Source organism: Burkholderia sp. HAN2018, from assembly GCF_024704855.1.
Lineage (GTDB): Bacteria > Pseudomonadota > Gammaproteobacteria > Burkholderiales > Burkholderiaceae > Burkholderia > Burkholderia cepacia.
Map to the genome: position 1 here is coordinate 1 of NZ_QOBB01000102.1, position 24,496 is coordinate 24,496.

Sequence of the window (24,496 nt, forward strand, 5' to 3'; positions counted from 1 at the left end):
CGCACGCTGGCGCTCGCCGACCTCGCGCAGCAGCAGTGCGCGCTGCGGGCTCGCGAGCTCGGCGGCGCCGGTGGGCGTCGGCGCGCGCAGGTCGGCCGCGAAGTCCGCGATCGTGAAATCGGTCTCGTGCCCGACGCCGCTCACGACCGGCAGTTCGCTCGCCGCGATCGCGCGCGCCAGCGCCTCGTCGTTGAACGACCACAGATCCTCGATCGAGCCGCCGCCGCGACAGACCAGCAGCACGTCGACCTCGCGGCGCGCATTCGCGGTCTCGACGGCCGCGACGAGCTTTTCCGCCGAGCCCGCACCCTGCACGGGCGCCGGATAGACGATCACCGGAATGTGCGGCGCGCGGCGCGCGAGCGTGGTCAGCACGTCGCGCAGCGCGGCGGCCTGCAGCGACGTGACGATGCCGATCGCGCGCGGGTGGGCCGGCAGCGGCCGCTTGCGCTCGGGGGCGAAGAGCCCCTCGCCCTCGAGCTGCGCCTTCAGCCGCAGGAATGCCTCGTACAGACGCCCCTGGCCCGTGCGCCGCACGGCCTCGACGTTGAGCTGCACTTCGCCGCGCGGCTCGTACATCGTCACGACCGCGCGTACCTCGATCCGGTCGCCTTCGCGCGGCGTGAATTCCGCGTATTGCGCGCGGCCGCGGAACATCACGCAGCGCATCTGCGCCTGCTGGTCCTTGATCGAGAAATACCAGTGGCCGCTCGCGGCGCGCGTGAAATTCGACACTTCGCCCGAAATCCACAGCAGCGGAAACGAGCGCTCGAGCATCGTCGAAATCGCGCGATTGAGCGCCGAAACGGGTATCACTTCGTCGCCGCCGCGGGTGGCGCCCGGCGCGGCAAATGGGGAGTCGGAAGGCATGGACGGTCGGATGAATGCTGGCGGCGACACGATAGTCCGACACGCGCGCGACGTCCAGCGCCGGGTGCGGGCGCGGTGACGCGCGGAAGGTGTCCACATTTTGGTAATCGTCGGCTTGAAACGCCTGAAAACCGCGGAAAAATCCAGACGATTTGCGATAACACATTGATTTTTATATATTTTTAAAACTTTCGAAACGATTCTCATCCGATTCGAGGCCCACCCGGCGGGCGTTTGACTCATTCGAGCGGGGAGTTCTTCACAGAGTTATCCACAAGCCGGCGCGATCCGGCCCCGTGGGCTGCGTCAGCCGGTCGGCTTGCCGCGCCCGCCCGCGGCGCGCTAGAGTGCCGCCTTCCGCAGACCCCGCGGCATGCGCCGCCCAACGGAGAATCCGCCTTGACGAATCCGTCCCACGCCGCGGCGCACGACCTGCCGCGCCCGGCCCGATGAGCGCGCCCGACGGCCCGCTCGCCCGGCTCGAAGCGCGCCTGACGCGCGAATGGCAGCGCCGCGGCGCGCTCGCGTGGGCACTCACGCCGTTCGCGTGCGTGTTCGGCCTGTGCGCGGCGCTGCGGCGCACCGCCTACGCGCAGGGCTGGAAGAAGCCGGTCGACGTCGGCGTGCCCGTCGTCGTGGTCGGCAACGTGACAGTCGGGGGCACCGGCAAGACGCCGACCGTGATCGCGCTCGTCGACGCGTTGCGGGCGGCCGGCTTCACACCCGGCATCGTGTCGCGCGGCTACGGCGCGAACGTGAAGGCGCCGACCGCCGTCACGGCCGCGTCGCGCGCCGGCGCGGGCGGTGACGAGCCGCTCCTGATCGCACGCCGCACCGGCGCGCCCGTCTGGGTGTGCCCGGATCGCGTCGCGGCCGCGCAGGCGCTGCGCGCCGCGCATCCGGACGTCGACGTGATCGTCAGCGACGACGGCCTGCAGCACTACCGCCTCGCGCGCACGGTCGAACTCGTCGTGTTCGACCACCGGCTCGGCGGCAACGGCTTCCTGCTGCCGGCCGGGCCGTTGCGCGAGCCGCTGTCGCGGCACCGCGACGCGACGCTCGTCAACGATCCGTACAGCGGCGCGCTGCCGCCGTGGCCCGACACCTATTCGCTCGCGCTCACGCCGGGTGCCGCGTGGCACCTCGACCAGCCCGCGCTGCGCCGCCCGCTGTCGCAATTCGCGAACGAGCGCGTCCTCGCCGCGGCCGGCATCGGCGCGCCGGAACGCTTCTTCGCGACGCTGCGCGCGGCCGGTCTCGCGCCCGCGACGCGCGCGCTGCCCGATCACTATGCGTTCGCCGACAATCCGTTCGTCGACGACGCCGTCGACGCGATCCTGATCACCGAGAAGGATGCAGTAAAATTGGGCGCTTCCTGGCGCGACGCTCGACTGTGGGTCGTCCCCGTCGAAGCCGCGCTCGACCCTCGCCTCATTGCCCTCGTTGTGGAGAAACTCCGTGGACGCTCGCCTGCTTGAAATCATTGTGTGCCCTATCTGCAAAGGCCCGCTCCACTATGACCGTGCCGCGCAGGAGCTGATCTGCAACGCGGACAAGCTCGCCTACCCGATCCGCGACGGCATCCCCGTGATGCTGGTCGACGAAGCGCGCCAGACCGTCGAAGGCACGCCGGCCGACCCGGCCGGCCGCTAAGCCGCCCGAGCCAGCCCGACCCAGCCCGAGCCGCGGCCCGTCCGCGGCCAGGGCGCCGAACCCTCCGGGCGACCCGCGTCAGACGCGCCGCCCGCTCCGCTCTTTTCACCGCCCGCCCCGATGACTCACCCGCAACCCTTCATCGCCGTCATTCCCGCCCGGCTCGCGTCGACGCGGCTCCCGAACAAGCCGCTCGCCGATCTCGGCGGCAAGCCGATGGTCGTGCGCGTCGCCGAGCGTGCACGTGAAGCGGGCGCGCAGCAGGTGCTCGTCGCGTCCGACGCGCAGAGCGTGCTCGATGCCGCGCGCGATCACGGCTTCGAAGCGGTGCTGACGCGCGCCGACCATCCGTCCGGCACCGACCGTCTCGCGGAAGTCGCGGCGACGTTCGGGTGGAGCGACGACACCGTCGTCGTCAACGTTCAGGGCGACGAGCCGCTGATCGACCCCGTACTCGTGCGCGACGTAGCGTCGCACCTCGCCGCGCATCCGGCGTGCGCGATTGCGACGGCCGCCCACCCGATCCACGACGCGGCCGACGTGTTCAACCCGAACGTCGTGAAGGTCGCGCTCGACGCGCAGAGCGTCGCGCTGTACTTCTCGCGCGCGCCGATTCCATGGAGCCGGGACGCGTACCAGCCGCACTGGCCCGACGTCGCAGCCATGCCTGCGCCTGCTTTCCCGGTCTATCGGCACATCGGCCTCTATGCGTATCGCGCGCGTTTCCTGCGCACGTATCCGACGCTTGCGCAGGCGCCGATCGAACAGGCCGAGCAGCTCGAACAGCTGCGCGCGCTCTGGCACGGCGAGCGCATCGCGGTGCTGATCACCGAGTCCGCGCCCGAAGCCGGCATCGACACGCCGGCCGATCTCGCACGCGTGCAGGCCCTTTTTCAGCCGGGACCAAAATAACCCGTGGCATAATCAGGCGATTGTGCGAGCCGTCCGCGACCAGCGCGTCCTCGCTTGACCCCGCCCGTGGCCCTGCCGGCAGTCGCGCGTCGCCCAACCCGACGCGCCGCATCAGACCGGTCCGCCGCGCGCCAGGCAAGCGCCGCGCACACCGTCGCCGGCGCTTTTCGCGTCTCGCCACACGAATCTACATACTGGAGATATCACCATGCGTTTGATCCTGTTGGGCGCGCCCGGCGCGGGAAAGGGCACCCAGGCAAACTTCATCAAGGAAAAGTTCGGCATCCCGCAAATCTCGACGGGCGACATGCTGCGCGCGGCCGTGAAGGCCGGCACGCCGCTCGGCGTCGAGGCGAAGGGCTACATGGACGCCGGCAAGCTCGTTCCGGATGCGCTGATCATCGGCCTCGTCAAGGAGCGCCTGAAGGAAGCCGACTGCGCAAACGGCTATCTGTTCGACGGCTTCCCGCGCACGATCGCGCAGGCTGACGCCATGAAGGAAGCGGGCGTCGCGATCGACTACGTGCTCGAGATCGACGTGCCGTTCTCGGAAATCATCGAGCGCATGAGCGGCCGCCGCACGCACCCGGCATCGGGCCGCACGTACCACGTCAAGTTCAACCCGCCGAAGGTCGAAGGCCATGACGACGTGACGGGCGAGCCGCTGATCCAGCGCGACGACGACAAGGAAGAAACCGTCAAGAAGCGTCTCGAAGTGTACGAAGCGCAGACCAAGCCGCTGATCACGTACTACGGCGACTGGGCGCAGCGCGGCGAGGAAAACGGCCTGAAGGCACCGCAGTATCGCAAGATCTCGGGCCTCGGCGCCGTCGAGGAAATCCGCGAGCGCGCGTTTGACGCACTGAAGTAAGCAGCGCGTCGCGCACCCGCAAGCCGCCCGCTCCGGGCGGCTTTTTTTGGGTTCATCACGGATTACCGGGGAACGCGAGGCAGACTGCCGGCGATCGGCCGATTCCGTTGGAATACTCGGCTCGGACGACGTCCATAACTCACTTGCACTTGCGATGCGGTTCGGTTGAATCGATGCGCCTGACTTCGAAGAAGCTTTCGCCTCTCATCGCATGGTTACACCGCCATCGCAGTCATCTCGTTGCCGAGCGGCGCCGACCGTTTAGACATTCGTCGCAGGTTTTGCGCAGTTGTTGCCAACAGGAATTCGTCCTGCACTCCGCTCAGCTCTCGTGGCCTCAAGCGATCGAGCTTCAAAATTCGCTTCAGATGCGCGAACAGCATCTCGACCTACTTTCGATCGCGGCGCTATTGTTTGAACTCCGGTGTGCCCATAGCTTCCACACCACGTCCCGAGCATTTTCGTGAACGCGCGCGCAATCTTGCGGAACGGCATTGCAAGGAACCTTATCGACTCGAAATTGGGGCGGCTTCATTTTCAACGACTGCCGGAGAGATATCGCCGCCCCTTAACGTCAATTGGATTCCCGGTTCAAGCGTGGCAGGTAACTTTCGGGTCCCACTGATAATATCCAATCTTGCCGATATTTCCAGTTCTGCGATCAACCTCCATTAACGCAAACACTATAATATAATTATCTGTGCCAGTGCCAATAACAGAAGAATCGATACGGTTATCAAGAAACTGCTTAATATCGTAAGGCTCACCTTTGTCAATGTTGTAACCCAAATAAGACCCCGGGACATCACGCGGAGGGCCCTTAAATTGAAGGACATGCAGGATCCCGTTAGGTTTGATCGCAACCAGGGCTCCCGCATGGTTGATGTTTCCACTGAAGGAGAGACCGCGCCAACGGACGGTATCGCCGGTAAGGCCATAAATCGTGAGATCCGGTGTCGCGTTTGTTTTGGGATCCACATACTCCTCAGGAGCAACCAGATAGGCATATTTTACTGATTCCGGCCCGTGTTCGATCCACGTGGCGGCCTGAGGAGTATTATTATTCTTTATTGGATAATCGTGCAGAATTAACTCGACGTCAAACAATGCAACAATTTCGATTGTTGCGGGTGCGCCAGCGAGAATTTCTCGATGCCCCATGATTTTCTCCGAATTAAATTTGTGTCAAAGCAAAGGTGCTTGCGGCACCCGTTTCTCTTCTGGATTTAAAATCTTCTCGATCGAAGAATTCGAATCTCTCCAAAGAGTTCTCGCAGCGTAGGCGGAATTGGCGCGCGAATCGATTACACTCGATTACAGTCCGATGTGGCCGATAGAGGAGTATTGCTCACTAGCGGATTCCGCGCGATTCGCAGCAGTGGGACGGACAGCGATATCCACGGAAATTCGCGAAGACCCTTTTTTGCCCGGGCGGAATTCGCACGATCGTTCCGGTCTCGCCGTCACGCGAGGGTGCCCCGTACAATCGGTCGAGTGCGGGCGTCTGTGTTACCGGTGCGCCGGCATTTCAACCGATCACGGTGCAAGAATCAGGCAACCGCATTGCCCCGGAAGCGCAACTTGTGCTGAAGCGCCAACGGCGGTCGACCGCCTTGCATGGGACCGCCCCAAGCGCTGAAGCGCCAAGGGCGGTCGACACGGAGACAGTCATGGAAATTCGCGGCAACGTATTTCTGATCACGGGCGGCGCATCCGGCCTCGGTGCCGGCACGGCGCGGATGCTCGCGCAAGCAGGCGGCACGGTCGTGCTCGCCGACCTGAACGACACGGCAGGCACCGCGCTCGCGGCCGAGCTGGGCGGCATCTTCGTGCGCTGCGACGTGTCGAGCGAGACTGACGCGCAGGCGGCCGTCGACGCAGCGACGCGCGCAGGCACGCTGCGCGGCCTCGTGAACTGCGCCGGCATCGCGCCCGCCGCGAAGACCGTCGGCAAGGACGGCGCGCATCCGCTCGACGTGTTCGCGAAGACGATCAACGTGAACCTCATTGGCACGTTCAACATGATCCGGCTCGCGGCCGCCGCGATGGCCGCCACCGCGCCGACCGCGGAAGGCGAGCGCGGCGTGATCGTCAGCACCGCGTCGGTCGCAGCATTCGACGGGCAGATCGGCCAGGCCGCGTACGCGGCGTCGAAAGCCGGCGTCGCGGGCATGACGCTGCCGATCGCGCGCGACCTGTCGCGCAACGGCATCCGCGTGATGACGATCGCGCCCGGCCTGTTCGAGACGCCGATGCTGCTCGGCATGCCGCAGGACGTCCAGGACGCGCTCGGCGCGATGGTGCCGTTCCCGCCGCGGCTCGGCAAACCGGCCGAATACGCGCTGCTGGTGCGCCAGATCGTCGAGAATCCGATGCTCAACGGCGAAGTGATCCGCCTCGACGGCGCGATCCGGATGCAGCCGAAATAAGCACGCAAAAAAACGCCCGCATCGCGGGCGTTTTGTCATTCACGGTTCCGGCAGGCAGCACGACGGCGGCTCAGTCCTCGCCGTCGCGCTGCATCCGCTGCCGCAACTCGGTCACTTGCGATTCGACGACGGTCGCATCGTCCGCGTCCGGCCGCTCGCCGAGATACTGCTCGAGATCCTCGAGTGCGGGGCGCAGGTAGTCGAGCCGCGCATACGCGAAACCGCGGTCGCGGACTTCGTCGAGATGCTCGGGCAGCAGGATCACGAGCCGCTGCTGCACCGCGAGCAGCCGTTGCCAGCGCTCCGTCTGAAGATAGATCGTCTTCAGGTTGCGCAGCATCCGCGCGATGATCTCGCGGCTCGTCGCCGGCTGCAGCAGTGCGCGCAACGCGCTGTCGACCGCACCGGCCGCACGCGCGACGTACGGCTCGAGCATCTCGACCATCTCGGCTTCGGACAGCGAATGGCCGTTGGCCGGGTCGATGATCAGGTCGCCGTCCGGCAGCGTGACGCGCAGCAGGAAATGGCCGGGGAACGATACGCCGCGCGCCGGCACGCCGATCTGCTCGGCAAGCTCCAGGTACAGCACCGACAGCGAGATCGGAATCCCGCGCCGCCGCTTCAGCACGGCGTTCAGGTGGCTGTTATCGGGGTCGTAGTAATCGTTGTGATTGCACGCGAAGCCGAGCTCGCGGAAGAAGAAGTCGTTCAGCGCGGCGACGCGGCCCTTCAGGTCCGTGTCGTCGGCGAGCCGCCGGCGCAGCCGCGCCGCCAGCATGTCGAGTTCGGCCAGCGTGCCCTGCAGGTCGAGGTCGGGATAGGCGTCCTGCGCCAGCGACAGCGCCGCTTCCGTGACGGGCAGGCTGTCGTCGTCCGCCACGAGCGTGCTGAAGTAGTCGAGGACGCGGGTCATTGCGGTCGTCACTTGGCGCGCCTTCTGAAATAAGCGTATTTGAAGCCCATCACCCACAACATACCGAAATATAGTGCAGCGAACAGCACGAGGCACGCGGCCATCAGCGCGATGCGATCGAGCGGCTGCGTACGCATCCCGGTCCAGTCGAAGCTGATCGACAGCCAGTGCATCAGGCCCGCGAGCACGAGCGCCGCGCCGATCAGCTGCACGAAGAAGCGCAGCCAGCCCGGCGACGGCTGGTAGATGCCGCGCTTGCGCAGCCCGAGGAACAGCAGCAGCGAGTTCAGGCACGCGCCGACGCCGATGCTCAGCGTCAGGCCCGCGTGGCCGATCAGCGGCACGAACACGTAGTTCGAGATCTGCGTGACGATCAGCACGCCGATCGCGATTTTAACGGGCGTCTTGATGTCCTGCTTCGCATAGAAGCCCGGCGCGAGGATCTTGATCAGGATGATGCCGACGAGGCCGATCCCGTAGGTCGCGAGCGCGCGCGCGACCATCGTGACGGTATGCGCATCGAACTTGCCGTAGTTGAAGAGGGTCGCCGTGAGCGGCGTCGCGAAGAAGAACAGCGCGAGCGCGCTCGGTGCCGCGAGCAGGAACGTGACGCGCAGCCCCCAGTCGAGCAGCGCCGAATACTCGTGCGAATCGGCGTCGACGTGCGCCTTCGACAGGCTCGGCAGCAGGATCGTGCCGAGCGCGACGCCGAGCAGCGCCGTCGGGAATTCCATCAGGCGGTCGGCGTAGTTGATCCACGACACGGCGCCCTGCCCGAGCCGCGACGCGATGTTGGTGTTGATGATCAGCGACAGTTGCGCGACCGACACCGCGAACGTCGCGGGCACCATCTTCGCGAGCACGCGCTTCACGCCCGGGTGGCGCAGCGCGCGCAGCGGGTTGAGGCCGATCAGCGGCACCATGTCGATCTTCTTCAGGCCCGGCAGCTGCACGAGGAACTGCAGCACGCCGCCGACGATGACGGCCCATGCAAGCGCGAACACCGGCACCTTCAGGTGCGGCGCGACGAACACGGCCGCGGCGATGAACGCGACGTTGAGCAGCACCGGCGCGAACGCGGGCAGCGAGAAGCTCTTGTACGTGTTCAGCACGCCGGATGCGAGCGTCGTCAGCGAGATGAACACGATGTACGGGAACATGATCCGCGTCATCGTGACCGCGAGCGGGAACGCCTGCCCGTCGGTGTGCAGGCCGGACGCGACCGCGAACACGACCCACGATGCGCCGGCGATCCCGAAGACCGACAGCACGGCAAGCGCCCACGCCAGCACCGTCGACATCGCGTCGACGAGCGCTTTCGTCGCATCGTGCCCCTGCTGGTTCTTGAACTCGGCGAGGATCGGCACGAACGCCTGCGAGAACGCGCCTTCGGCGGACAGGCGGCGCAGCAGGTTCGGGATACGGAAGGCGACGTAGAACGCGTCGGTGTATTGACTGGCGCCGAACGCACGGGCGATCAGCGTCTCGCGGGCCAGTCCGGTCACGCGCGACAGCAGCGTGAAGCCGCTGACCGTCAGCAGGGCTCGGAATAGATTCATGGGGCGCTTATTATACGGACGTTGCGTGGCCCGGCCAGCGGCCGATGCCGAAAAGCGCGCACACCGCCGATGCCCCGCCCGACGGTTGTCACGTTCAACTTGCCACTCGCTTGATTTTGTTGCTATAATCGCCGGTTTCTGGGCTCGTACATGCACGGCAACTGCCGTTTTCATGTCCCGGCCTCGGTTAAAATCACCGTTTTTTTATGCGCCCCTGGGCAATCGTTCTCAGGGGACGGATCGAAAAGCAGCGCTTGGCCGTCAGGCTCCAAGCTCTGGAAACAGGACAGGATAAGGAACCGTCATGGCTAACTCCGCACAAGCACGCAAGCGCGCCCGCCAGGCCGCGAAGGCAAACTCGCACAACTCGGCGCTGCGCTCGAAATTCCGTACCGCGATCAAGTCGGTTCGCAAGGCTGTTGAAGCCGGCGACCAGGCAAAGGCTGCCGAGCTGTTCAAGGCTGCCGTGAAGACGATCGACACGATCGCCGACAAGAAGATCGTTCACAAGAACAAGGCCGCTCGCAGCAAGAGCCGCCTCGCCGCGGCCGTCAAGGGTCTGCAGGCAGCAGCGTAATTCCGGTGCGCCCGCTCACGCGGGCGCTCCTGTTTCCTGCGATCGCAAAAAAGCCCGCCTAGGCGGGCTTTTTTGTCGCCTGTCGCCGGCGCACATCCTGCGGGCCGACGACATGTGCCAGGGCGGGCGCCGCATGCGCCCTCGCCCGTGCCGGCATCACTTCTTCGCGTCGTAGTCCGGCAGTTCGCACGCCTCGGTGACGACGAGGTTGTTGTCCTTCGCGAAATTCAGCACGAAATCGAACGCCATCGGCTCGACGTCGCGCAGCCGGGAATCGAGGATCACGCATTTGAGGTCGCCGAGCATCGTCGGACGCACGTAGAGCGAATATTTGAGACGCGCGTTCGGCCCGCTCGCCCCCGGCCCGAAGCAGGCCATCACGCCGGCCAGACGTTCCGACCAGTCGCTCGGGCGAAACTTTTTCCCGTCTTTCGTGATGCCCTGGATGAAGAATTCGGTCGGAGGGGTTTCAGCCATGTGGTTACCCAAGTGACGGCCCGGCGATGTCCAGGCAACGGCGCCTGGATACGCGAACACAAAGCTGAAACGGACGGCGGCACAAGCATTCAGATGCCCCGAAAACGAGACGTCGACGTGCGCCGCCGGCGGACTGCACCGGATTTGTGCAGCGCACGGCTTGTGTCCGGCAGAGCGCGAAGAGGCTTGCCTGCCGGGCTGGAGAAAACTTTTGGATTATACCGCAGCGCGCCATCGCGCGTCGTTCCGACACCCCTCCTCCTGTGCCGCCCGCAACGCACGGCGATCGCGCCCCGCTTCTCTCCCCGGCTCGTCAAAGCACAGAAAATCCTTTATGCTGCTTTGAGTTATCCACACCCGACGGCGGCGCCGTCCGGCCTTGCTGCCGGGTGCAACCCGCCGCATTTCGCTTCATGACCGCCAAAACCATTCGTCACTACCTGCAGTTCAAGGATTTCTCGCTGGAAGACTACGAGTACGTGCTCGAACGCACGGGTATCCTGAAGCGCAAGTTCAAGAACTACGAGACCTATCACCCGCTGCACGACCGCACGCTCGCGATGATCTTCGAGAAAAACTCGACGCGCACGCGCCTGTCGTTCGAAGCCGGGATCTTCCAGCTCGGCGGCCACGCCGTCTTCATGAGCACGCGCGACACGCAGCTCGGTCGCGGTGAACCCGTCGAGGATTCCGCGCAGGTGATCTCGCGGATGGTCGACATCATCATGATCCGCACGTTCGAGCAGGAGATCATCCAGCGCTTCGCGGACAACTCCCGCGTGCCGGTGATCAACGGCCTGACGAACGAATACCACCCGTGCCAGGTGCTCGCCGACATCTTCACGTACTACGAGCACCGCGGCCCGATCGCCGGCAAGACCGTCGCGTGGGTCGGCGACGCGAACAACATGCTCTACACGTGGATCGAAGCCGCGCAAATCCTCGGCTTCAAGCTGCGCCTGTCCACGCCGCCCGGCTACGCGCTCGACATGAAGCTCGTGTCGCCCGACAGCGCGCCGTTCTACGAAGTGTTCGACGATCCGAACGAAGCGTGCAAGGGCGCCGATCTCGTCACCACCGACGTGTGGACGAGCATGGGCTTCGAGGCCGAGAACGAGGCCCGCAAGCAGGCATTCGCCGACTGGTGCGTCGACGAGGAGATGATGGGCCACGCGAACCCGGACGCCCTCTTCATGCACTGCCTGCCCGCGCACCGCGGCGAGGAAGTGACGGCCGGCGTGATCGACGGCCCGCAGAGCGTCGTATGGGATGAAGCGGAAAACCGCCTGCACGTGCAGAAGGCACTGATGGAGTTCCTGCTGCTCGGCCGCCTCAAGCACTGACGCGCCGGCACCCGGCAACCCATGTAAAAAGCGCCGATCGTCGATCTGCGCTTTTTGTTCGGGCCCGCGAAAAGCGGTGCGAAACCCCGGTTACAGGCAGACGGGTTCGGGCTCGAGCTCGACGCCGAAATGCGCGCGCACGTCGGCCTGGATCGCCCGCGCCAGCGCGAGCACGTCGGCGCCCGTCGCGCCGCCGCGATTGACGAGCACGAGCGCCTGGCGGTCGTGCACGGCCGCCGCGCCCAGCACGCGCCCCTTCCAGCCGCAGCGGTCGATCAGCCAGCCGGCCGCGAGCTTGACCTGGCCATCCGGCTGCGGATACGACACGATCTCGGGCGCTCGGGCGCGCAGCGCCTCGAATTGCGCGGCATCGATCACCGGATTCTTGAAGAAGCTGCCCGCGTTGCCGAGGACGAGCGGATCGGGCAGCTTCGCGCGGCGGATCGCGACGACGGCGTCGAACACGTCAAGCGGCGCGGCCGCATCGGGTGCGATGCCACGGGCGTCGAGTTCGCGCGTGACGTCCGCGTAGCCGAGCCGCGGCGCCCATTGCTTCGGTAGCCGGAACGTCACCGACACGATCGCGAACCGGCCAGCCCCTTCCCGCTTGAAAAAACTGTCGCGATAGCCGAACGCGCAGCGCGCGGCGTCGAAGCGCTCGCTGCGCCCGGTCGCCAGCTCGACCGCGACCAGCGAGTCGAAATACACCTTCATCTCGAGACCGTATGCGCCGATGTTCTGGATCGGCGCGGCGCCGACCGTACCCGGAATCAGCGCGAGGTTCTCGAGGCCGGGCATCCCGTGCTCGAGCGTCCATGCGACGAATGCGTGCCAGTTCTCGCCGCCGCCGGCCTCGACGTACCACGCATCGTCGTCCTCGCGCACGACGCGGCGGCCCTTGATTTCATCGAGCAGCACGATACCGTCGAAATCGCGCGTGAACACGACGTTGCTGCCGCCGCCGAGCACGAGCCGCGGCAGGTTCGCGACGCGCGGGTCGCGATGGAGCGCCTCGAATTGCGACGCATGCGTGACGCGCGCGGCAAGGCGCGCGGTCGCGGCAATGCCGAACGTGTTGTGCGCGGCGAGCGGATGGTCGGGAAGCAGCGACAGGGCGGAATCGTCAGGAGGCATCGGCATTCGCGGTCACGTCCGCCCGGGCGGCGCATGGCCGGCCTTGGGCAAACGGAGGGGCATCGGTAAAATGGCAAACAGTCCGCAATTATAGCGAGTGCCCGCGCGCGAGCCGGGCGTCCGCATCTCAAGGGAGGAATGCCATGCCATCGTTCGACGTCGTTTCCGAAGCGAACATGATCGAAGTGAAGAACGCCATCGAGCAGTCGAACAAGGAAATTTCGACGCGCTTCGACTTCAAGGGCTCCGACGCGCGCGTCGAGCAGAAGGAGCGCGAGCTGACGCTGTTCGCCGATGACGATTTCAAGCTCGGCCAGGTCAAGGACGTGCTGATCGGCAAGCTGGCCAAGCGCAACGTCGACGTGCGCTTCCTCGACTACGGCAAGGTCGAGAAGATCGGCGGCGACAAGGTCAAGCAGATCGTCACCGTGAAGAAGGGCGTGACCGGCGATCTCGCGAAGAAAATCGTGCGGCTCGTGAAGGACAGCAAGATCAAGGTGCAGGCGAGCATCCAGGGCGACGCGGTGCGCGTGTCGGGCACGAAGCGCGACGACCTGCAGAGCACGATCGCGATGCTGCGCAAGGACGTGACCGACACGCCGCTCGACTTCAACAACTTCCGCGACTGATCGCCGGACGATCCGTCACGTCATCCTGCCGGGCCCCGCACACGCGGCGCGCCCGGCGTGCGGCAAGCGCCGCGCTTTCTCAGGCCTTGCCGCCGTCCTGTGCGCCGCCGTCCGCGGCCGCCTTCTTCTTGTCACCAATCCGGCTCTCCTGCCCCGCCAGCAGCTTCGAAATGTTGCCGCGGTGACGCCACACGAGCAGCACGCTCATCGCGAGCACGGCCCATGCGACCGGGTTGTGGCCCGTGCCGAACAGGAACACGTCGAACACCGGCGCGAACACGGCCGCCACCAGCGCCGCGAGCGACGAATAGCGGAAGAAGAACGCGACGATCAGCCAGGTCAGCGCGGTCGCGAGCCCGAGCACCGGGTGCACGGCGAGCAGCACGCCAGCCGCGGTCGCGACGCCCTTGCCGCCCTGGAAGCGGAAGAACACCGGATACAGGTGGCCAAGGAACACGGCGATCGCGACCCATGCGACCGCGACGTCGGGCAGGCCGAAGCGGCGGGCGAGCCAGACGGCAATCCAGCCCTTGAACGCGTCGCCGACGAGCGTCAGGATCGCGGCCTTCTTGTTGCCGCTGCGCAGCACGTTGGTCGCGCCGGGATTCTTCGACCCGTACGAACGCGGGTCGGCCAGGCCCATCGCGCCACTGACGACGACGGCGAACGACACCGAACCGATCAGGTAGGCAACGAGGGCGGCGAGCAGGATCTGCATGCGGTGGACTCTTCTTTCAACGTATCGGTAAAGGGACGGCTGCGCGGCAAGCCCGCAAGCCGAAACGGCGCCCATTCTACCGAACGGGCGCGGCCTGCCACGAAGGTGAAACCCTCAGTCGACACTGGCGCACTGTACGGGCTGCGCGCCGAGCAGCGACGTGAGCACGGCCGGCGCAAGACTGACGAGGTAGCCGCGGCGGCCGCCGTTCAGGTAGATCGTCGGCAGTTCGAGGATCGTCGCCTCGACGTAGACGGGCATCGTCTTGCGCGTGCCGAACGGCGACGTGCCGCCGACGAGATAGCCCGAATGGCGGTTCGCGACCTCGGGCTTGCACGGTTCGACGCGCTTCGCGCCGATCTGCCGTGCGAGGTTCTTCGTCGATACCGTGCGGTCGCCGTGCATCAGCACGATCAGCGGCTTCGCATGCTCGTCTTCCATCACGAGCGTCTTCACGACGCTGTGCTCGTCGACGCCGAGCTGGCGCGCCGATTCGCCGGTGCCGCCGTGCTCGACGTAGTCGTACGGATGCTCGCCGAACGCGACGCCGTGGCGGCGCAACAGCTGGGTGGCAGGGGTTTCGGACACGTGTCTGGATTTGCTCATGGCGGCATTTTAATGGTGAACGACCGGCTGGCGCGCAATCGCGCCCTTGGGCCCTTGGGACCTCGCACCCGCGCCGGCGGTATACTCGCGGCCCGTTTTCCGCCGGGCGGCCTGCTGCGTCGCCGCAGCGATTCCGTCCATCATCATTGCGGACATCGCGAAGCGCTATTGCCCGAATGGCCGATTGTGGCGCACGCGCCGTCATGGCACGATCGTTCGCCAACCTCGTCGGCCGCCGCCCGCCCCTTTTCTGGAGACGCCATGTCCTCGCCCCTCCGTTCTTCCGAGCCGCTCGACGTCGATGCACTGCTCGCCGCGCTGCCCCGCCGCATCGCCGACGTGCCCGCACGCCGGGCCGCCCAGGCACCCGAGCATCCGGCGCTGATCGAGGACGCACGCCGGCTGTCGTACGGCGACCTGTCGCAAGCCGTCGATGCGGCGGCCGCGCTGCTCGCCGGCCTCGGCGTGCAAGGCGGCGACCGCGTGATGATCGTCGCCGAAAACTGCGTCGCGCAGATCGTGCTGCTGTTCGCGGTCGCCCGCCTCGACGCGTGGGCGCTCGTCTCGAACGCGCGATTGTCGGCCGGCGAACTCGACGCGATCGCCGCGCACGCGCGCCCGAAGCTGATCGCGTTCACCACCGACGTATCGCCCGACGCACGCACGCATGCCGCGCGGCACGGCGCGACAGCTGCCGGCGCACTGCCGGTCGACATCGGCGCGTGGTCGTATCGCGTCGACGCGAGCGCGCCGGGCGAACCGGTCGCCGCCGACGGCGCCGCGCAATGCGCGGCGCTGATCTACACGACCGGCACGACCGGCACGCCGAAAGGCGTGATGCTGTCGCATCGCAACCTGCTGTTCATCGCGGCGACATCGAGCGCGCTGCGCCGCGTGTCGCCCGACGACGTCGTCTACACGGTACTGCCCGTGTCGCACGTGTACGGGCTCGCGTCGGTCTGCCTCGGCAGCCTGTACGCGGGCGCGACGCTGCGGCTTGCGCCGCGCTTCTCGCCGGAAGCCGTGCGCGTCGCGCTCGCCGACGAAGGCGTCACGATCTTCCAGGGCGTGCCCGCGATGCACGCGAAGCTGCTCGAACACCTGCACACGCACGGCCACGCATGGCACGCACCGCGCCTGCGCTTCGCGTATTCGGGCGGCTCGCCGCTCGACACGAACCTGAAGGCACGCGTCGAGCGCCTGTATGGCGTGCCGCTGCACAACGGCTACGGAATGACCGAGAGCAGCCCGACAATCACGCAGACACCGCTCGACGCGCCACGCACCGACAGCTCGGTCGGCGTGCCGATTCCCGGTGTGGAGATGCGGATCGTCGCGCCGGACGGCACCGACGTGCCGCCCGGCGAAGTCGGCGAGATTCGCGTACGCGGGCCGAACGTGATGCTCGGCTACTACCGCAACGCGGACGCCACCCGCGCGGCCGTGTCGCCGGACGGCTGGCTGAGCACCGGCGATCTCGCGCGGCAGGAGGCGGACGGCGCGGTGACGATCGCGGGCCGCAGCAAGGAGCTGATCATCCGCTCGGGCTTCAACGTCTATCCGGTCGAAGTCGAGCAGGTGCTGAACGCGCACCCTGACGTCGTGCAGGCAGCCGTCATCGGCCGTGCGGTCGAAGGCAACGAGGAAGTGCTCGCGTTCGTCGAACGGGTGCCCGGCGCGACCGCCGACGAAGCGGCGCTGCACGCATGGTGCGCGGAGCGGCTCGCGCCTTACAAGCGCCCCGCGCATATCCGCGTCCTCGACGCGTTGCCGGCCGCATCGACGGGCAAGGTGCTGAAGCACAAGCTGCGCGAGCTGGTCTGACGCAGGCAGGCCGGTGCGCGCACCGGAGCCTGCGCAGCGAAACGTGCGCTAACCGCGCGGATGGTGTTGCGCGTGCAGCGTCTTCAACCGCTCGCGCGCGACGTGCGTATAGATCTGCGTGGTCGAGATGTCGCTGTGACCGAGCAGCAATTGCACGACGCGCAGGTCGGCGCCGTGGTTCAGCAGGTGCGTCGCGAACGCGTGCCGCAGCGTGTGCGGCGACAGGTGTGCGCGCACGTCCGCGTGCTGCGCGTGACGCTTGATGATGTTCCAGAACTGCTGGCGCGTCATCCCGTCGCCGCGTGCGGTCACGAACAGCGCGTCGGCCGCGCGCGCGCCGAGCAGCGCCGGCCGCGCATCGCGCAGATAGCGCTCGATCCAGCCGTGCGCGACTTCGCCGAACGGCACGAGCCGCTCCTTCGAGCCCTTGCCCATCACACGCACGACGCCCTCGTTGAGCCCGACCTCGACGGTCTTCAGCGTCACGAGTTCGCTCACGCGCAATCCGCTCGCATACATCAGCTCGAGCATCGTGCGATCGCGCAGGCCGAGCGGCGTGTCGATGTCGGGCGCGCCGAGCAGCGCCTCGACCTGCGCCTCCGACAACGTCGACGGAAACCGGGCCGCCTGTTTCGCGGACGAGATCCGCAGCGTCGGGTCGGCGCTCGCGCGATGCTCGCGCACGGCCCAGCCGTAATAGCGCCGGAACACGGACAGCCGCCGGTTCGACGACGTCGCCTTGCCGTCGCTGCGCGCGGCGATGTAGCCCGTCACCATCGCTTCGTCGACCGAATCGAGCGACGTGTCGTGGGTCGCGGCGAGCCATTGGGAAAACAGCACCAGATCGCGCCGGTAAGCATCGAGCGTGTTGCGCGCGAGCCCGTGCTCGAGCCAAAGCGCATCGCAAAACACGTCGATCGATGCGCGGCTCGCGAGCAGCGCGGGGGACGCCGCGGCGGCATCGCCGTCGGCTTCGGGGGAAATCAGCGATTCAGTCATCAGTACGGCACGCCCTCGTGCGCCAGCAGCCAGCGCTTCACTTTCTGGTAATACCCGTTGTCGTCGTGGTTCGCGAAACCGCCGAGGCCGCCCGCCGCGACGACCCGATGGCACGGGATCACGAGCGGGAAGTAGTTCGCGCCGCACGCCTGGCCAACCGCGCGCGGCGCGCTGCCGATCCGCTTCGCGACCTGGCCGTAGGTCAGCACCGTGCCGGGCGGGATATCGCTGATCACGTCCCACACGCGGTGCTGGAACACGCTGCCGACCTCGGCGAGCGGCAGGTCGAAGCGCGCCGACGCGCGCGCGAAGTAACGTTCGATCTGCTTGACCGCGCGCTTCGCGAGCGGCGTATCCGGATCGACCGGCTTCACCGATTCGGGCAGATAGACGATCTCGCGCACCACCGCGGCATCCGTGCGGATGCCGACCTTGCCGAACGGTGCGTCGATGACTGCATTGAACATGGCCCTCTCCTGACCGATGGATGCGCGCGGGCAGCGCCGCGCGCCGACGACACTTTACGCCGCCTTCACACGGCACGCAGCGCCCATTCGACATGCTCGCGCACGACCGGCGACGGATCGTCGGCCCGCGCGCGCAACGCATCGACGATCGCATCGCGCGCCTGTGGCGCGAGCCGGCCCTCACCCGCGCGCAGCGCGTTGCCGAGCCCGACCGCGAGATTGCGCAGCCAGCTTTCGTAGCCGATGCGCCGGATCGCACTGCCCTGCATCCGCGTATCGAACGTGTCCGCATCCCACGCGAACAGCTCGACGAGCGTCGCGCGGTCGAGGCCGTGCCGCACGTCGAAATCGGCGACGGGCGCGGCCTGCGCGAACTTGTTCCACGGGCACACGAGCTGGCAATCGTCGCAGCCGTACACGCGATTGCCGATCATCGGCCGCAGCGGCTCGGGGATGCTGCCTTTCAGTTCGATCGTCAGGTACGAGATGCAGCGGCGCGCGTCGACGCGGTACGGCTCGACGATCGCGCCGGTCGGGCATGCGTCGATGCAGCGCGTGCAACTGCCGCAGTGGGCGCCGGGCGTCTCGGGCGCGGAGTCGGGCGATGTGTGCGCGTCGGTCGGCAGCGGAACGTCGACGTAGATCTCGCCGAGGAAGAACAGCGAACCCGCATCGCGCTGCAGCAGCAGCGTGTGCTTGCCGCGCCAGCCGACGCCGGCCTTCTGCGCAAGCTCGACCTCGAGCACGGGCGCCGAATCGGTGAACACGCGGTAGCCGAACGCGCCGATCGCCTGCTCGATGCGCTCGGCGAGCGTCTGCAGCCGGTTGCGCAGCACCTTGTGATAGTCGCGGCCGCGCGCATAGATCGACACGACGGCCGCCTGCGGATCGTCGAGCCGGGCCCGTTCGCGCGCGCGCCAGTCGTGCGGTGCGGGCGTGCCAGCCTCATCGCCGGGCGCGCCGGCGGCGAGCGTTTCGGCCGGCAAATAGGCGAGCCGCGCGGAGATCACGCGTCGCGTACCGGCCACAAGTTCGGCCGGACGCGCGCGTTTCATCCCATGTTTCGCCATATAATCCATTTCGCCGTGGTATCCGGCTTCCAGCCAGGCGGCGAGGCCTGCTTCGGCATCCGAGAGATCGGTATCGCTGATGCCGATCGCCCCGAAACCCAATTCGCGCCCCCACGCCCTGATGCGCGCGGCGAGCGCAGTCAACGCCGCATCGTCGAGCGCGCACGGTGCCGCGCCTTCGGCACGAGTCGAAGGCCTGTCGGATGCGGCGAGTTCCGGTAATCGGTTCATCGCACTATTTTACGAGAATGCCAGCCACGCCCAGCCAACCGCCTCACGACGCCATGCTGCCCGCCCTGCTCGCGGAGCGCGTGATCGCACTCGCCGACGAAGCGGCGACCGAGGCCTTCGGCACCCGCTTCGCGCACGCGCTCGACGCGGCGCGCATCGAACTCGCCCGCGCGCATGCGTTCGACGGGCTGCAGATCCAGCTGGTCGGCGACCTCGGCGCGGGCAAGACGTCCCTCGTGCGCGCCATCCTGCGCGGCCTCGGCCACACGGGGCGCGTGCGCAGCCCGACCTATACGCTCGTCGAGCCGTACGCGCTCGAACGCGAGGATGGGGAACTCGAGGTCTATCACTTCGATCTGTATCGTTTCAACGATCCGGCCGAATGGTCCGACGCAGGCTTTCGCGAATATTTCAATTCCAGCGCGATCTGCCTCGTCGAATGGCCACAACAGGCGGGCACGCTGCTCGGCGTACCCGATCTGGTTTTCTCGCTCGACGTGGATGGCGACGGCCGCGTCCTCACCGTCCGGGCGTACAGCGCTTCAGGAAAGGCATGTCTCGAAAGATGTTGATCAAACCGTTCCGCTCGATCGAATCGGCGGCCACCGCGACGCACAACTGGCGGCGTCGCCAGATCCTGCGCGCGGGCGCGTCGACGCTGGTGCTCGGTCTCGTCGCGCCGCGGCTCGCGTACGCGTCGTCGGTGCTCGGCGTGCGCGTGTGGCCCGCACGCGATTACACGCGCGTCACGATCGAATCCGACCAGCCGCTGCAGAATACCCAACAGCTGCTGCAGGGTCCCGACCGCCTCGTCGTCGACCTGAGCGGCCTCGATCTCGACCAGGCGCTGCGCGATCTCGTGTCGAAGATCGCGCCGAACGATCCGCAGATCCAGTCGGTGCGCGTGGGCCAGTATCAGCCGCACGTCGTGCGGATGGTGTTCGACCTGAAAGGTTCGGTGAAGCCGCAGGTGTTCACGCTGCCGCCGGTCGGCGCCTACAAGTACCGGCTCGTGTTCGACCTGTATCCGGCCGTCGCGCCCGATCCGCTGTCCGACCTGATCGCGCAGACGGAACGCAAGGAACAGGCGCTCAACGACACCGCGCGCGCGCAGCAGATGCAGCCGCCGTCCACGCTGGCCGGCCCGGGCACCCCGCCGCCCGCCGCGGGCGACAACAGCGATGCGTTCTTCCAGCGCTTCGCGCAGAACACGCCGGCCACGCCGCACACGCCGCACGCCGCCGGCACGCCTTCGACGCCCGCGAAGCCGGCCGTCAAGCCGCCGCCGGTCATCGCGCGCCGCGACGACAGCGACGACGACGGCGACACCTACAAGTTCACCGCACCGAAATCCGGCAAGGGCGGCACCGTGCGCCTGCTGACGGTGGCGATCGATCCGGGCCACGGCGGCGAGGATCCGGGCGCGATCGGCGGCGGCGGCACGTACGAGAAGCACATCGCGCTCGACATCGCGAAGAAGCTGCGCGCGAAGATCGACGGCGCGCCGAACATGCGCGCGATGATGACGCGCGACGCCGACTTCTTCGTGCCGCTGAACGTGCGTGTGCAGAAGGCGCGCCGCGTGGGCGCGGATCTCTTCGTGTCGATCCATGCGGACGCGTTCACGACGCCGTCCGCGCGCGGCTCGTCGGTGTTCGCGCTGTCCGATCACGGCGCGACGAGTGCCGCGGCGCGCTGGATGGCGAACAAGGAAAATTCGTCCGACCTGATCGGCGGCATCAACATCAAGACGGCGGATGCGGCCGTGAACCGCGCGCTGTTCGACATGTCGACGACCGCGCAGATCCGCGACTCGCTGCGCTACGGCAACTATGTGCTGAAGGAAGTCGGCGGCATCAACAAGCTGCACAAGGGCTCGGTCGAACAGGCCGGGTTCGCGGTGCTGAAGGCCCCCGACATTCCGTCGATCCTCGTCGAGACCGCGTTCATCAGCAACCCGGAAGAGGAGAGCCGGCTGAACGACGACAGCTATCGCGACCAGATGGCCGACGCGATCTTCCGCGGCATCAAGCGCTATTTCGCCGCGAATCCGCCGCTCGCGAAGAACCGGATGGCCTGACGGCCGTATCCGGCCATACTCGGCCACCCCGCCCCGCCGCCGGCACGCACTGCGTGCCGGCGCGTCACGATGCCGCGAAGCGGCGCATCAGTTTCCCGCCGAACACGTTCACCGCGAGCCCGCCCATCACGAGCGCCGTGCCGATCAGCTGCGCGCGCGTCAGATGCTCGTCGAGCAGCAGCGCCGACGAAGCCAGGCCGACGATCGGCACCAGCAGCGAGAATTGCGCGACCTGCGCGGCCGGATAGCGCGACAGCAGGCGGCTCCAGAGCCCGTAGCCGAGCAGCGTCGCGACGAACGCGAGATAGACGACCGCGAAGATCGACGCCCCGTTCAGCCCGGCGAGCGCGGTCGCGATCCGCTGCGGCCCTTCGAACCACAGCGACAGCAGGAAGAACGGCACGGGCGGCACGAGGCTCGCCCACACGACGAGCGACACGAGGTTCGCCCGGCCGACCTTCTTCGTGACGATGTTGCCGAACGCCCACATCGCTGCTGAACAGATCGTCAGCAGGAAGCCCGCGAGCGTCATTGCGCGGCCGCCCTGCGCCGCGATCACGACGAGCCCGCCCGCGGCGATCGCGAGCCCGAGCAGGTTCTGCATGCGCAGCCGCTCGCCGAGGAACAGCATCGCGAACACGAGCGTGAAGAATGCCTGCGACTGCAGCACGAGCGACGCGAGGCCGGCGGGCATGCCGACGTACATGCCGGTGAACAGGAACACGAACTGGCCGAGCTGGATCGTCGCGCCGTACAGCACCAGCAGGCGCCACGGAATCTGCGGCCGGCGCACGAAGAACACCGCGGGCACGGCCGCGAGCGTGAAGCGCAGCGCGCCGAGCAGCATCGGCGGCATGCCGTGCAGGCCGACCTTGATCACGACGAAGTTCACGCCCCACGCCAGGATCACGACCAGCGCAAGCAGCAAGTCCTTCGGAGCCATCATCGGCGTCTCCTCGATTGTCGAATCGTTGTGCAAGGTGTTCTCGAACCCTGTCGCTTCGCGCCAGGCTCCCGAAGAGGCGATCCATCAAAGGGACTGCCTGCGGGGCAGAAAATACCGGGACGGCCCGGCGTTTTCCCGGGAAGCCGGTCAGTCTACCGGGTTTCGGCCCCCGGCCCGATACCCGCGCGGCGCGAATGGAATCGGCGGCGGACGGCCAGTACAATGACCGGCATCTCCCCCGCCGCCCCACAGGATCCGCCATGACCGCCCCGATCAAAGCCCTGCTGAAGCCGCACGTGCGCGACATCGGCAACCTGCAGGTGCGCCGCACGCTGCCCGCACTCGCCGCACGCCTCGTCGGCCCGTTCATCTTCTTCGATCACATGGGACCCGCCACGCTGCCGCCCGGCACGGGGCTCGACGTGCGCCCGCACCCGCACATCGGTCTCGCCACCGTCACCTACCTGTTCGACGGCGCGATCCTGCACCGCGACAGCCTCGGATCGCTGCAGGAGATCGTGCCGGGCGACGTGAACTGGATGACGGCCGGCCGCGGGATCGTCCACTCCGAACGCACGCCCGACGCGCAGCGCGAAAACGGCCACACCGTGCACGGGATCCAGACCTGGGTCGCCCTGCCGCGCGCGCACGAGACGACCGAGCCGTCGTTCGAGCACCATCCGGCCGACACGCTGCCGAAGCGCAACGAGGACGGCGTGTCGCTGACGGTGATCGCCGGCGATGCGTTCGGGCTGCGCTCGCCGGTCACGACGTTCTCGCGCACGCTGTATGTCGCGGCCGAATTCGCGGCCGGCGGCCGCCTCGAACTCGACGCGTCGCACGAGGAGCGCGCGGTCTACGTGGTCGACGGCGAGCTCGCGATCGACGGCACGCCGGTGCCCGCCGAGCAGATGGCCGTGCTCGCGCCCGGTGCCGCAGTCACGCTGACGAGCGGCAGCGGCGCGCGCGCGATGCTGCTCGGCGGCGACAAGATCGACGGCGAACGCTTCATCGAATGGAATTTCGTCGCCAGCAGCCGCGAAGCGATCGAACGCGCGAAAGAAGCATGGACGCGCCAGGAAATGGGCAAGGTGCCGGGCGAGACCGAGTGGATTCCGCTGCCCGAGTCGAAGCCGCGTTGAAAAAGGGGCGCTCCGCCCCCATCCTGACGACATTCGAACGAAAGAGAACGACATGGACACCACGCTTGCCACATTCGAGAAAGACGTCATCGAGGCGTCGCTGGACGCCCCCGTGCTGGTCGACTTCTGGGCGCCGTGGTGCGGCCCGTGCAAGACGCTCGGCCCGCTGCTGGAAAAACTCGAAGGCGACTACGAAGGCCGCTGGAAGCTTGTGAAGGTCAACGTCGACGAGAACCAGGAACTCGCCGCGCACTTCCAGACCCGCAGCATCCCGCACGTGATCGCGTTCGCCGACGGGCGCCCGGTCGACCAGTTCGTCGGCGTGCTGCCCGAAGGCCAGCTGCGCGCCTTTCTCGACCGGCTGCTGCCGGCCCCCGAGGAAGCCGAACGGCGTGCCGCGCAATACGCGATGGCCGAAGAGCGCCACGACGACGCGCTCACGCACCTCGAGGCGGCGCTCGCGCTGAATCCCGGCTTCGACGACGCACGCCTCGACCTGATCGAACTGCTGCTCGCGAGCAACCAGATCGACGCCGCGCGCGCCGAGACGGAACGCCTGTCGCCGCAGACCGTGCAAGGCGGCGACCCGCGCTACCAGGCGATCAAGACTCGTTTCGACGCCCTCGAAGCCACGGCCGACCTGCCGCCGACCGACGCACTCGAAGCGCGTATCGCGGCCAACCCGGCCGATCTCGACGCGCGCTTCGATCTCGCGCAGAGCCTGATCGCGCGGCGTGCGTATGAAGGGGCGCTGGAGCAGTTGCTGGAAATCGTCACGCGCGACCGCGCGTACGGCGACGATCTCGGCCGCCGCACGATGATCTCGGTATTCGAGCTGGCCGGCGACCGCCCGGACCTCGTCGCCGGGTGGCGGCGCAAGCTGAGCATGGCGCTCAACTGAGGGACGACCGGCCGGGCCGCAACGGCCCGGCTGCGTAACAGCCCGACTGCGTAACAGCCCCGCATCGCATGCGGCGCGGCGCGCATCACGCGCTGCGGCATCGCGCCCGCGCCCGCGTGTCGCGCGCTCAGCCGGCGGCCTGCGC

General features: G+C 67.3%; 25 protein-coding genes and 1 pseudogene. 13 read left to right on the forward strand and 13 right to left on the reverse strand.

What is annotated here, in order from left to right; genetic code table 11:
* The coding region (xseA, locus tag DPV74_RS23545) for an exodeoxyribonuclease VII large subunit (protein WP_119338040.1) at positions 1-870 on the reverse strand (870 nt) is incomplete at its 3' end.
* Between the two features lie 449 nt (positions 871-1,319).
* On the opposite strand from xseA, the gene lpxK reads away from it, so the two are divergent.
* From lpxK to adk, 4 genes are all read left to right on the forward strand, one after another.
* On the forward strand, positions 1,320-2,348 hold the full coding sequence (gene lpxK, locus DPV74_RS23550) for a tetraacyldisaccharide 4'-kinase (protein WP_059623902.1): 1,029 nt from the start codon (positions 1,320-1,322) through the stop codon (positions 2,346-2,348).
* The gene (locus DPV74_RS23555) at positions 2,329-2,523 is read left to right on the forward strand and encodes a Trm112 family protein (protein WP_060206949.1); all 195 of its coding nucleotides are present in this window, start codon (positions 2,329-2,331) and stop codon (positions 2,521-2,523) included. Before lpxK ends, DPV74_RS23555 begins: the two co-directional genes overlap by 20 nt.
* A 120-nt stretch (positions 2,524-2,643) precedes the next feature.
* On the forward strand, positions 2,644-3,435 hold the full coding sequence (gene kdsB / locus DPV74_RS23560) for a 3-deoxy-manno-octulosonate cytidylyltransferase (RefSeq protein ID WP_027789285.1): 792 nt from the start codon (positions 2,644-2,646) through the stop codon (positions 3,433-3,435).
* A gap of 208 nt (positions 3,436-3,643) precedes the next feature.
* On the forward strand, positions 3,644-4,306 hold the full coding sequence (gene adk, locus DPV74_RS23565; protein WP_021162571.1) for an adenylate kinase: 663 nt from the start codon (positions 3,644-3,646) through the stop codon (positions 4,304-4,306).
* A 215-nt stretch (positions 4,307-4,521) separates the two neighbouring features.
* Here adk and DPV74_RS23570 read toward each other — a convergent pair.
* Positions 4,522-4,695: pseudogene (locus DPV74_RS23570) on the reverse strand (IS5/IS1182 family transposase); the annotation flags it as partial.
* 202 nt (positions 4,696-4,897) lie between these two features.
* On the reverse strand, positions 4,898-5,467 hold the full coding sequence (locus tag DPV74_RS23575) for an AidA/PixA family protein (protein ID WP_081072864.1): 570 nt from the start codon (positions 5,465-5,467) through the stop codon (positions 4,898-4,900).
* A gap of 509 nt (positions 5,468-5,976) precedes the next feature.
* On the opposite strand from DPV74_RS23575, the gene DPV74_RS23580 reads away from it, so the two are divergent.
* Positions 5,977-6,735, forward strand: a complete 759-nt coding sequence (locus DPV74_RS23580; protein WP_119338041.1) for an SDR family NAD(P)-dependent oxidoreductase — start codon at positions 5,977-5,979, stop codon at positions 6,733-6,735.
* A gap of 70 nt (positions 6,736-6,805) precedes the next feature.
* Here DPV74_RS23580 and DPV74_RS23585 read toward each other — a convergent pair whose 3' ends face one another.
* Entirely contained in the window at positions 6,806-7,648 is an 843-nt protein-coding gene (locus DPV74_RS23585; protein ID WP_027789283.1) for a SirB1 family protein, read from the reverse strand.
* An 8-nt stretch (positions 7,649-7,656) separates the two neighbouring features.
* Positions 7,657-9,207, reverse strand: coding sequence for a murein biosynthesis integral membrane protein MurJ (gene murJ, locus DPV74_RS23590; RefSeq protein WP_021162568.1), 1,551 nt, complete (start codon positions 9,205-9,207; stop codon positions 7,657-7,659).
* 304 nt (positions 9,208-9,511) lie between these two features.
* On the opposite strand from murJ, the gene rpsT reads away from it, so the two are divergent.
* Positions 9,512-9,784, forward strand: a complete 273-nt coding sequence (gene rpsT / locus DPV74_RS23595; RefSeq protein WP_006482211.1) for a 30S ribosomal protein S20 — start codon at positions 9,512-9,514, stop codon at positions 9,782-9,784.
* Between the two features lie 156 nt (positions 9,785-9,940).
* On the opposite strand, the gene DPV74_RS23600 is transcribed toward rpsT, so the two are convergent.
* A complete protein-coding gene (locus DPV74_RS23600) occupies positions 9,941-10,261 on the reverse strand; it encodes a DUF3579 domain-containing protein (protein WP_021162567.1) in 321 nt (106 codons plus the stop codon).
* Between the two features lie 413 nt (positions 10,262-10,674).
* Between DPV74_RS23600 and argF the strand changes: the two genes are divergently transcribed.
* Entirely contained in the window at positions 10,675-11,604 is a 930-nt protein-coding gene (gene argF / locus DPV74_RS23605; RefSeq protein ID WP_027789281.1) for an ornithine carbamoyltransferase, read from the forward strand.
* 90 nt (positions 11,605-11,694) lie between these two features.
* Here the strand turns inward: argF and murB are convergent, their stop codons facing one another.
* Entirely contained in the window at positions 11,695-12,744 is a 1,050-nt protein-coding gene (gene murB, locus DPV74_RS23610) for a UDP-N-acetylmuramate dehydrogenase (RefSeq protein ID WP_119338042.1), read from the reverse strand.
* Positions 12,745-12,881: 137 nt separating this feature from the next.
* On the opposite strand from murB, the gene DPV74_RS23615 reads away from it, so the two are divergent.
* Complete coding sequence (locus DPV74_RS23615) at positions 12,882-13,367, forward strand: YajQ family cyclic di-GMP-binding protein (protein WP_021162564.1); 486 nt, start codon at positions 12,882-12,884, stop codon at positions 13,365-13,367.
* A gap of 79 nt (positions 13,368-13,446) precedes the next feature.
* Here the strand turns inward: DPV74_RS23615 and plsY are convergent, their stop codons facing one another.
* The gene (gene plsY / locus DPV74_RS23620) at positions 13,447-14,085 is read right to left on the reverse strand and encodes a glycerol-3-phosphate 1-O-acyltransferase PlsY (protein ID WP_027789279.1); all 639 of its coding nucleotides are present in this window, start codon (positions 14,083-14,085) and stop codon (positions 13,447-13,449) included.
* Positions 14,086-14,199: 114 nt separating this feature from the next.
* Positions 14,200-14,691, reverse strand: coding sequence for a Cys-tRNA(Pro) deacylase (gene ybaK, locus DPV74_RS23625; protein WP_027789278.1), 492 nt, complete (start codon positions 14,689-14,691; stop codon positions 14,200-14,202).
* A gap of 261 nt (positions 14,692-14,952) precedes the next feature.
* On the opposite strand from ybaK, the gene DPV74_RS23630 reads away from it, so the two are divergent.
* Complete coding sequence (locus tag DPV74_RS23630) at positions 14,953-16,515, forward strand: class I adenylate-forming enzyme family protein (RefSeq protein WP_119338043.1); 1,563 nt, start codon at positions 14,953-14,955, stop codon at positions 16,513-16,515.
* A gap of 48 nt (positions 16,516-16,563) precedes the next feature.
* On the opposite strand, the gene xerD is transcribed toward DPV74_RS23630, so the two are convergent.
* The 3 genes from xerD to queG all read right to left on the reverse strand — a co-directional run bounded on the left by xerD (position 16,564) and on the right by queG (position 19,282).
* Positions 16,564-17,514 carry a site-specific tyrosine recombinase XerD gene (xerD, locus tag DPV74_RS23635; RefSeq protein ID WP_119338044.1) on the reverse strand — a complete coding sequence of 317 codons (951 nt, stop codon included), beginning with the start codon at positions 17,512-17,514 and terminating at the stop codon, positions 16,564-16,566.
* Positions 17,514-17,981, reverse strand: coding sequence for a methylated-DNA--[protein]-cysteine S-methyltransferase (locus DPV74_RS23640; RefSeq protein ID WP_091924560.1), 468 nt, complete (start codon positions 17,979-17,981; stop codon positions 17,514-17,516). The genes xerD and DPV74_RS23640 overlap by 1 nt, the downstream gene beginning before the upstream one ends.
* Before the next feature lie 65 nt (positions 17,982-18,046).
* A complete protein-coding gene (queG, locus tag DPV74_RS23645; RefSeq protein WP_060312478.1) occupies positions 18,047-19,282 on the reverse strand; it encodes a tRNA epoxyqueuosine(34) reductase QueG in 1,236 nt (411 codons plus the stop codon).
* A gap of 17 nt (positions 19,283-19,299) precedes the next feature.
* On the opposite strand from queG, the gene tsaE reads away from it, so the two are divergent.
* Together tsaE and DPV74_RS23655 are read left to right on the forward strand one after the other, a co-directional pair.
* Positions 19,300-19,854 (forward strand): tRNA (adenosine(37)-N6)-threonylcarbamoyltransferase complex ATPase subunit type 1 TsaE, encoded by a 555-nt coding sequence (tsaE, locus tag DPV74_RS23650; protein WP_027789273.1) that lies wholly within the window; start codon positions 19,300-19,302, stop codon positions 19,852-19,854.
* The gene (locus tag DPV74_RS23655; RefSeq protein WP_119338045.1) at positions 19,836-21,362 is read left to right on the forward strand and encodes an N-acetylmuramoyl-L-alanine amidase; all 1,527 of its coding nucleotides are present in this window, start codon (positions 19,836-19,838) and stop codon (positions 21,360-21,362) included. The genes tsaE and DPV74_RS23655 overlap by 19 nt, the downstream gene beginning before the upstream one ends.
* Before the next feature lie 64 nt (positions 21,363-21,426).
* Here DPV74_RS23655 and DPV74_RS23660 read toward each other — a convergent pair whose 3' ends face one another.
* Complete coding sequence (locus tag DPV74_RS23660; RefSeq protein ID WP_027789271.1) at positions 21,427-22,305, reverse strand: EamA family transporter; 879 nt, start codon at positions 22,303-22,305, stop codon at positions 21,427-21,429.
* Positions 22,306-22,568: 263 nt separating this feature from the next.
* Here DPV74_RS23660 and DPV74_RS23665 point away from each other — a divergent pair, with 263 nt between their 5' ends.
* The gene (locus DPV74_RS23665) at positions 22,569-23,450 is read left to right on the forward strand and encodes a pirin family protein (RefSeq protein ID WP_021162553.1); all 882 of its coding nucleotides are present in this window, start codon (positions 22,569-22,571) and stop codon (positions 23,448-23,450) included.
* Positions 23,451-23,502: 52 nt separating this feature from the next.
* Positions 23,503-24,351, forward strand: a complete 849-nt coding sequence (gene trxA / locus DPV74_RS23670; protein ID WP_119338046.1) for a thioredoxin — start codon at positions 23,503-23,505, stop codon at positions 24,349-24,351.
* The last annotated feature ends 145 nt before the right edge of the window (positions 24,352-24,496 follow it).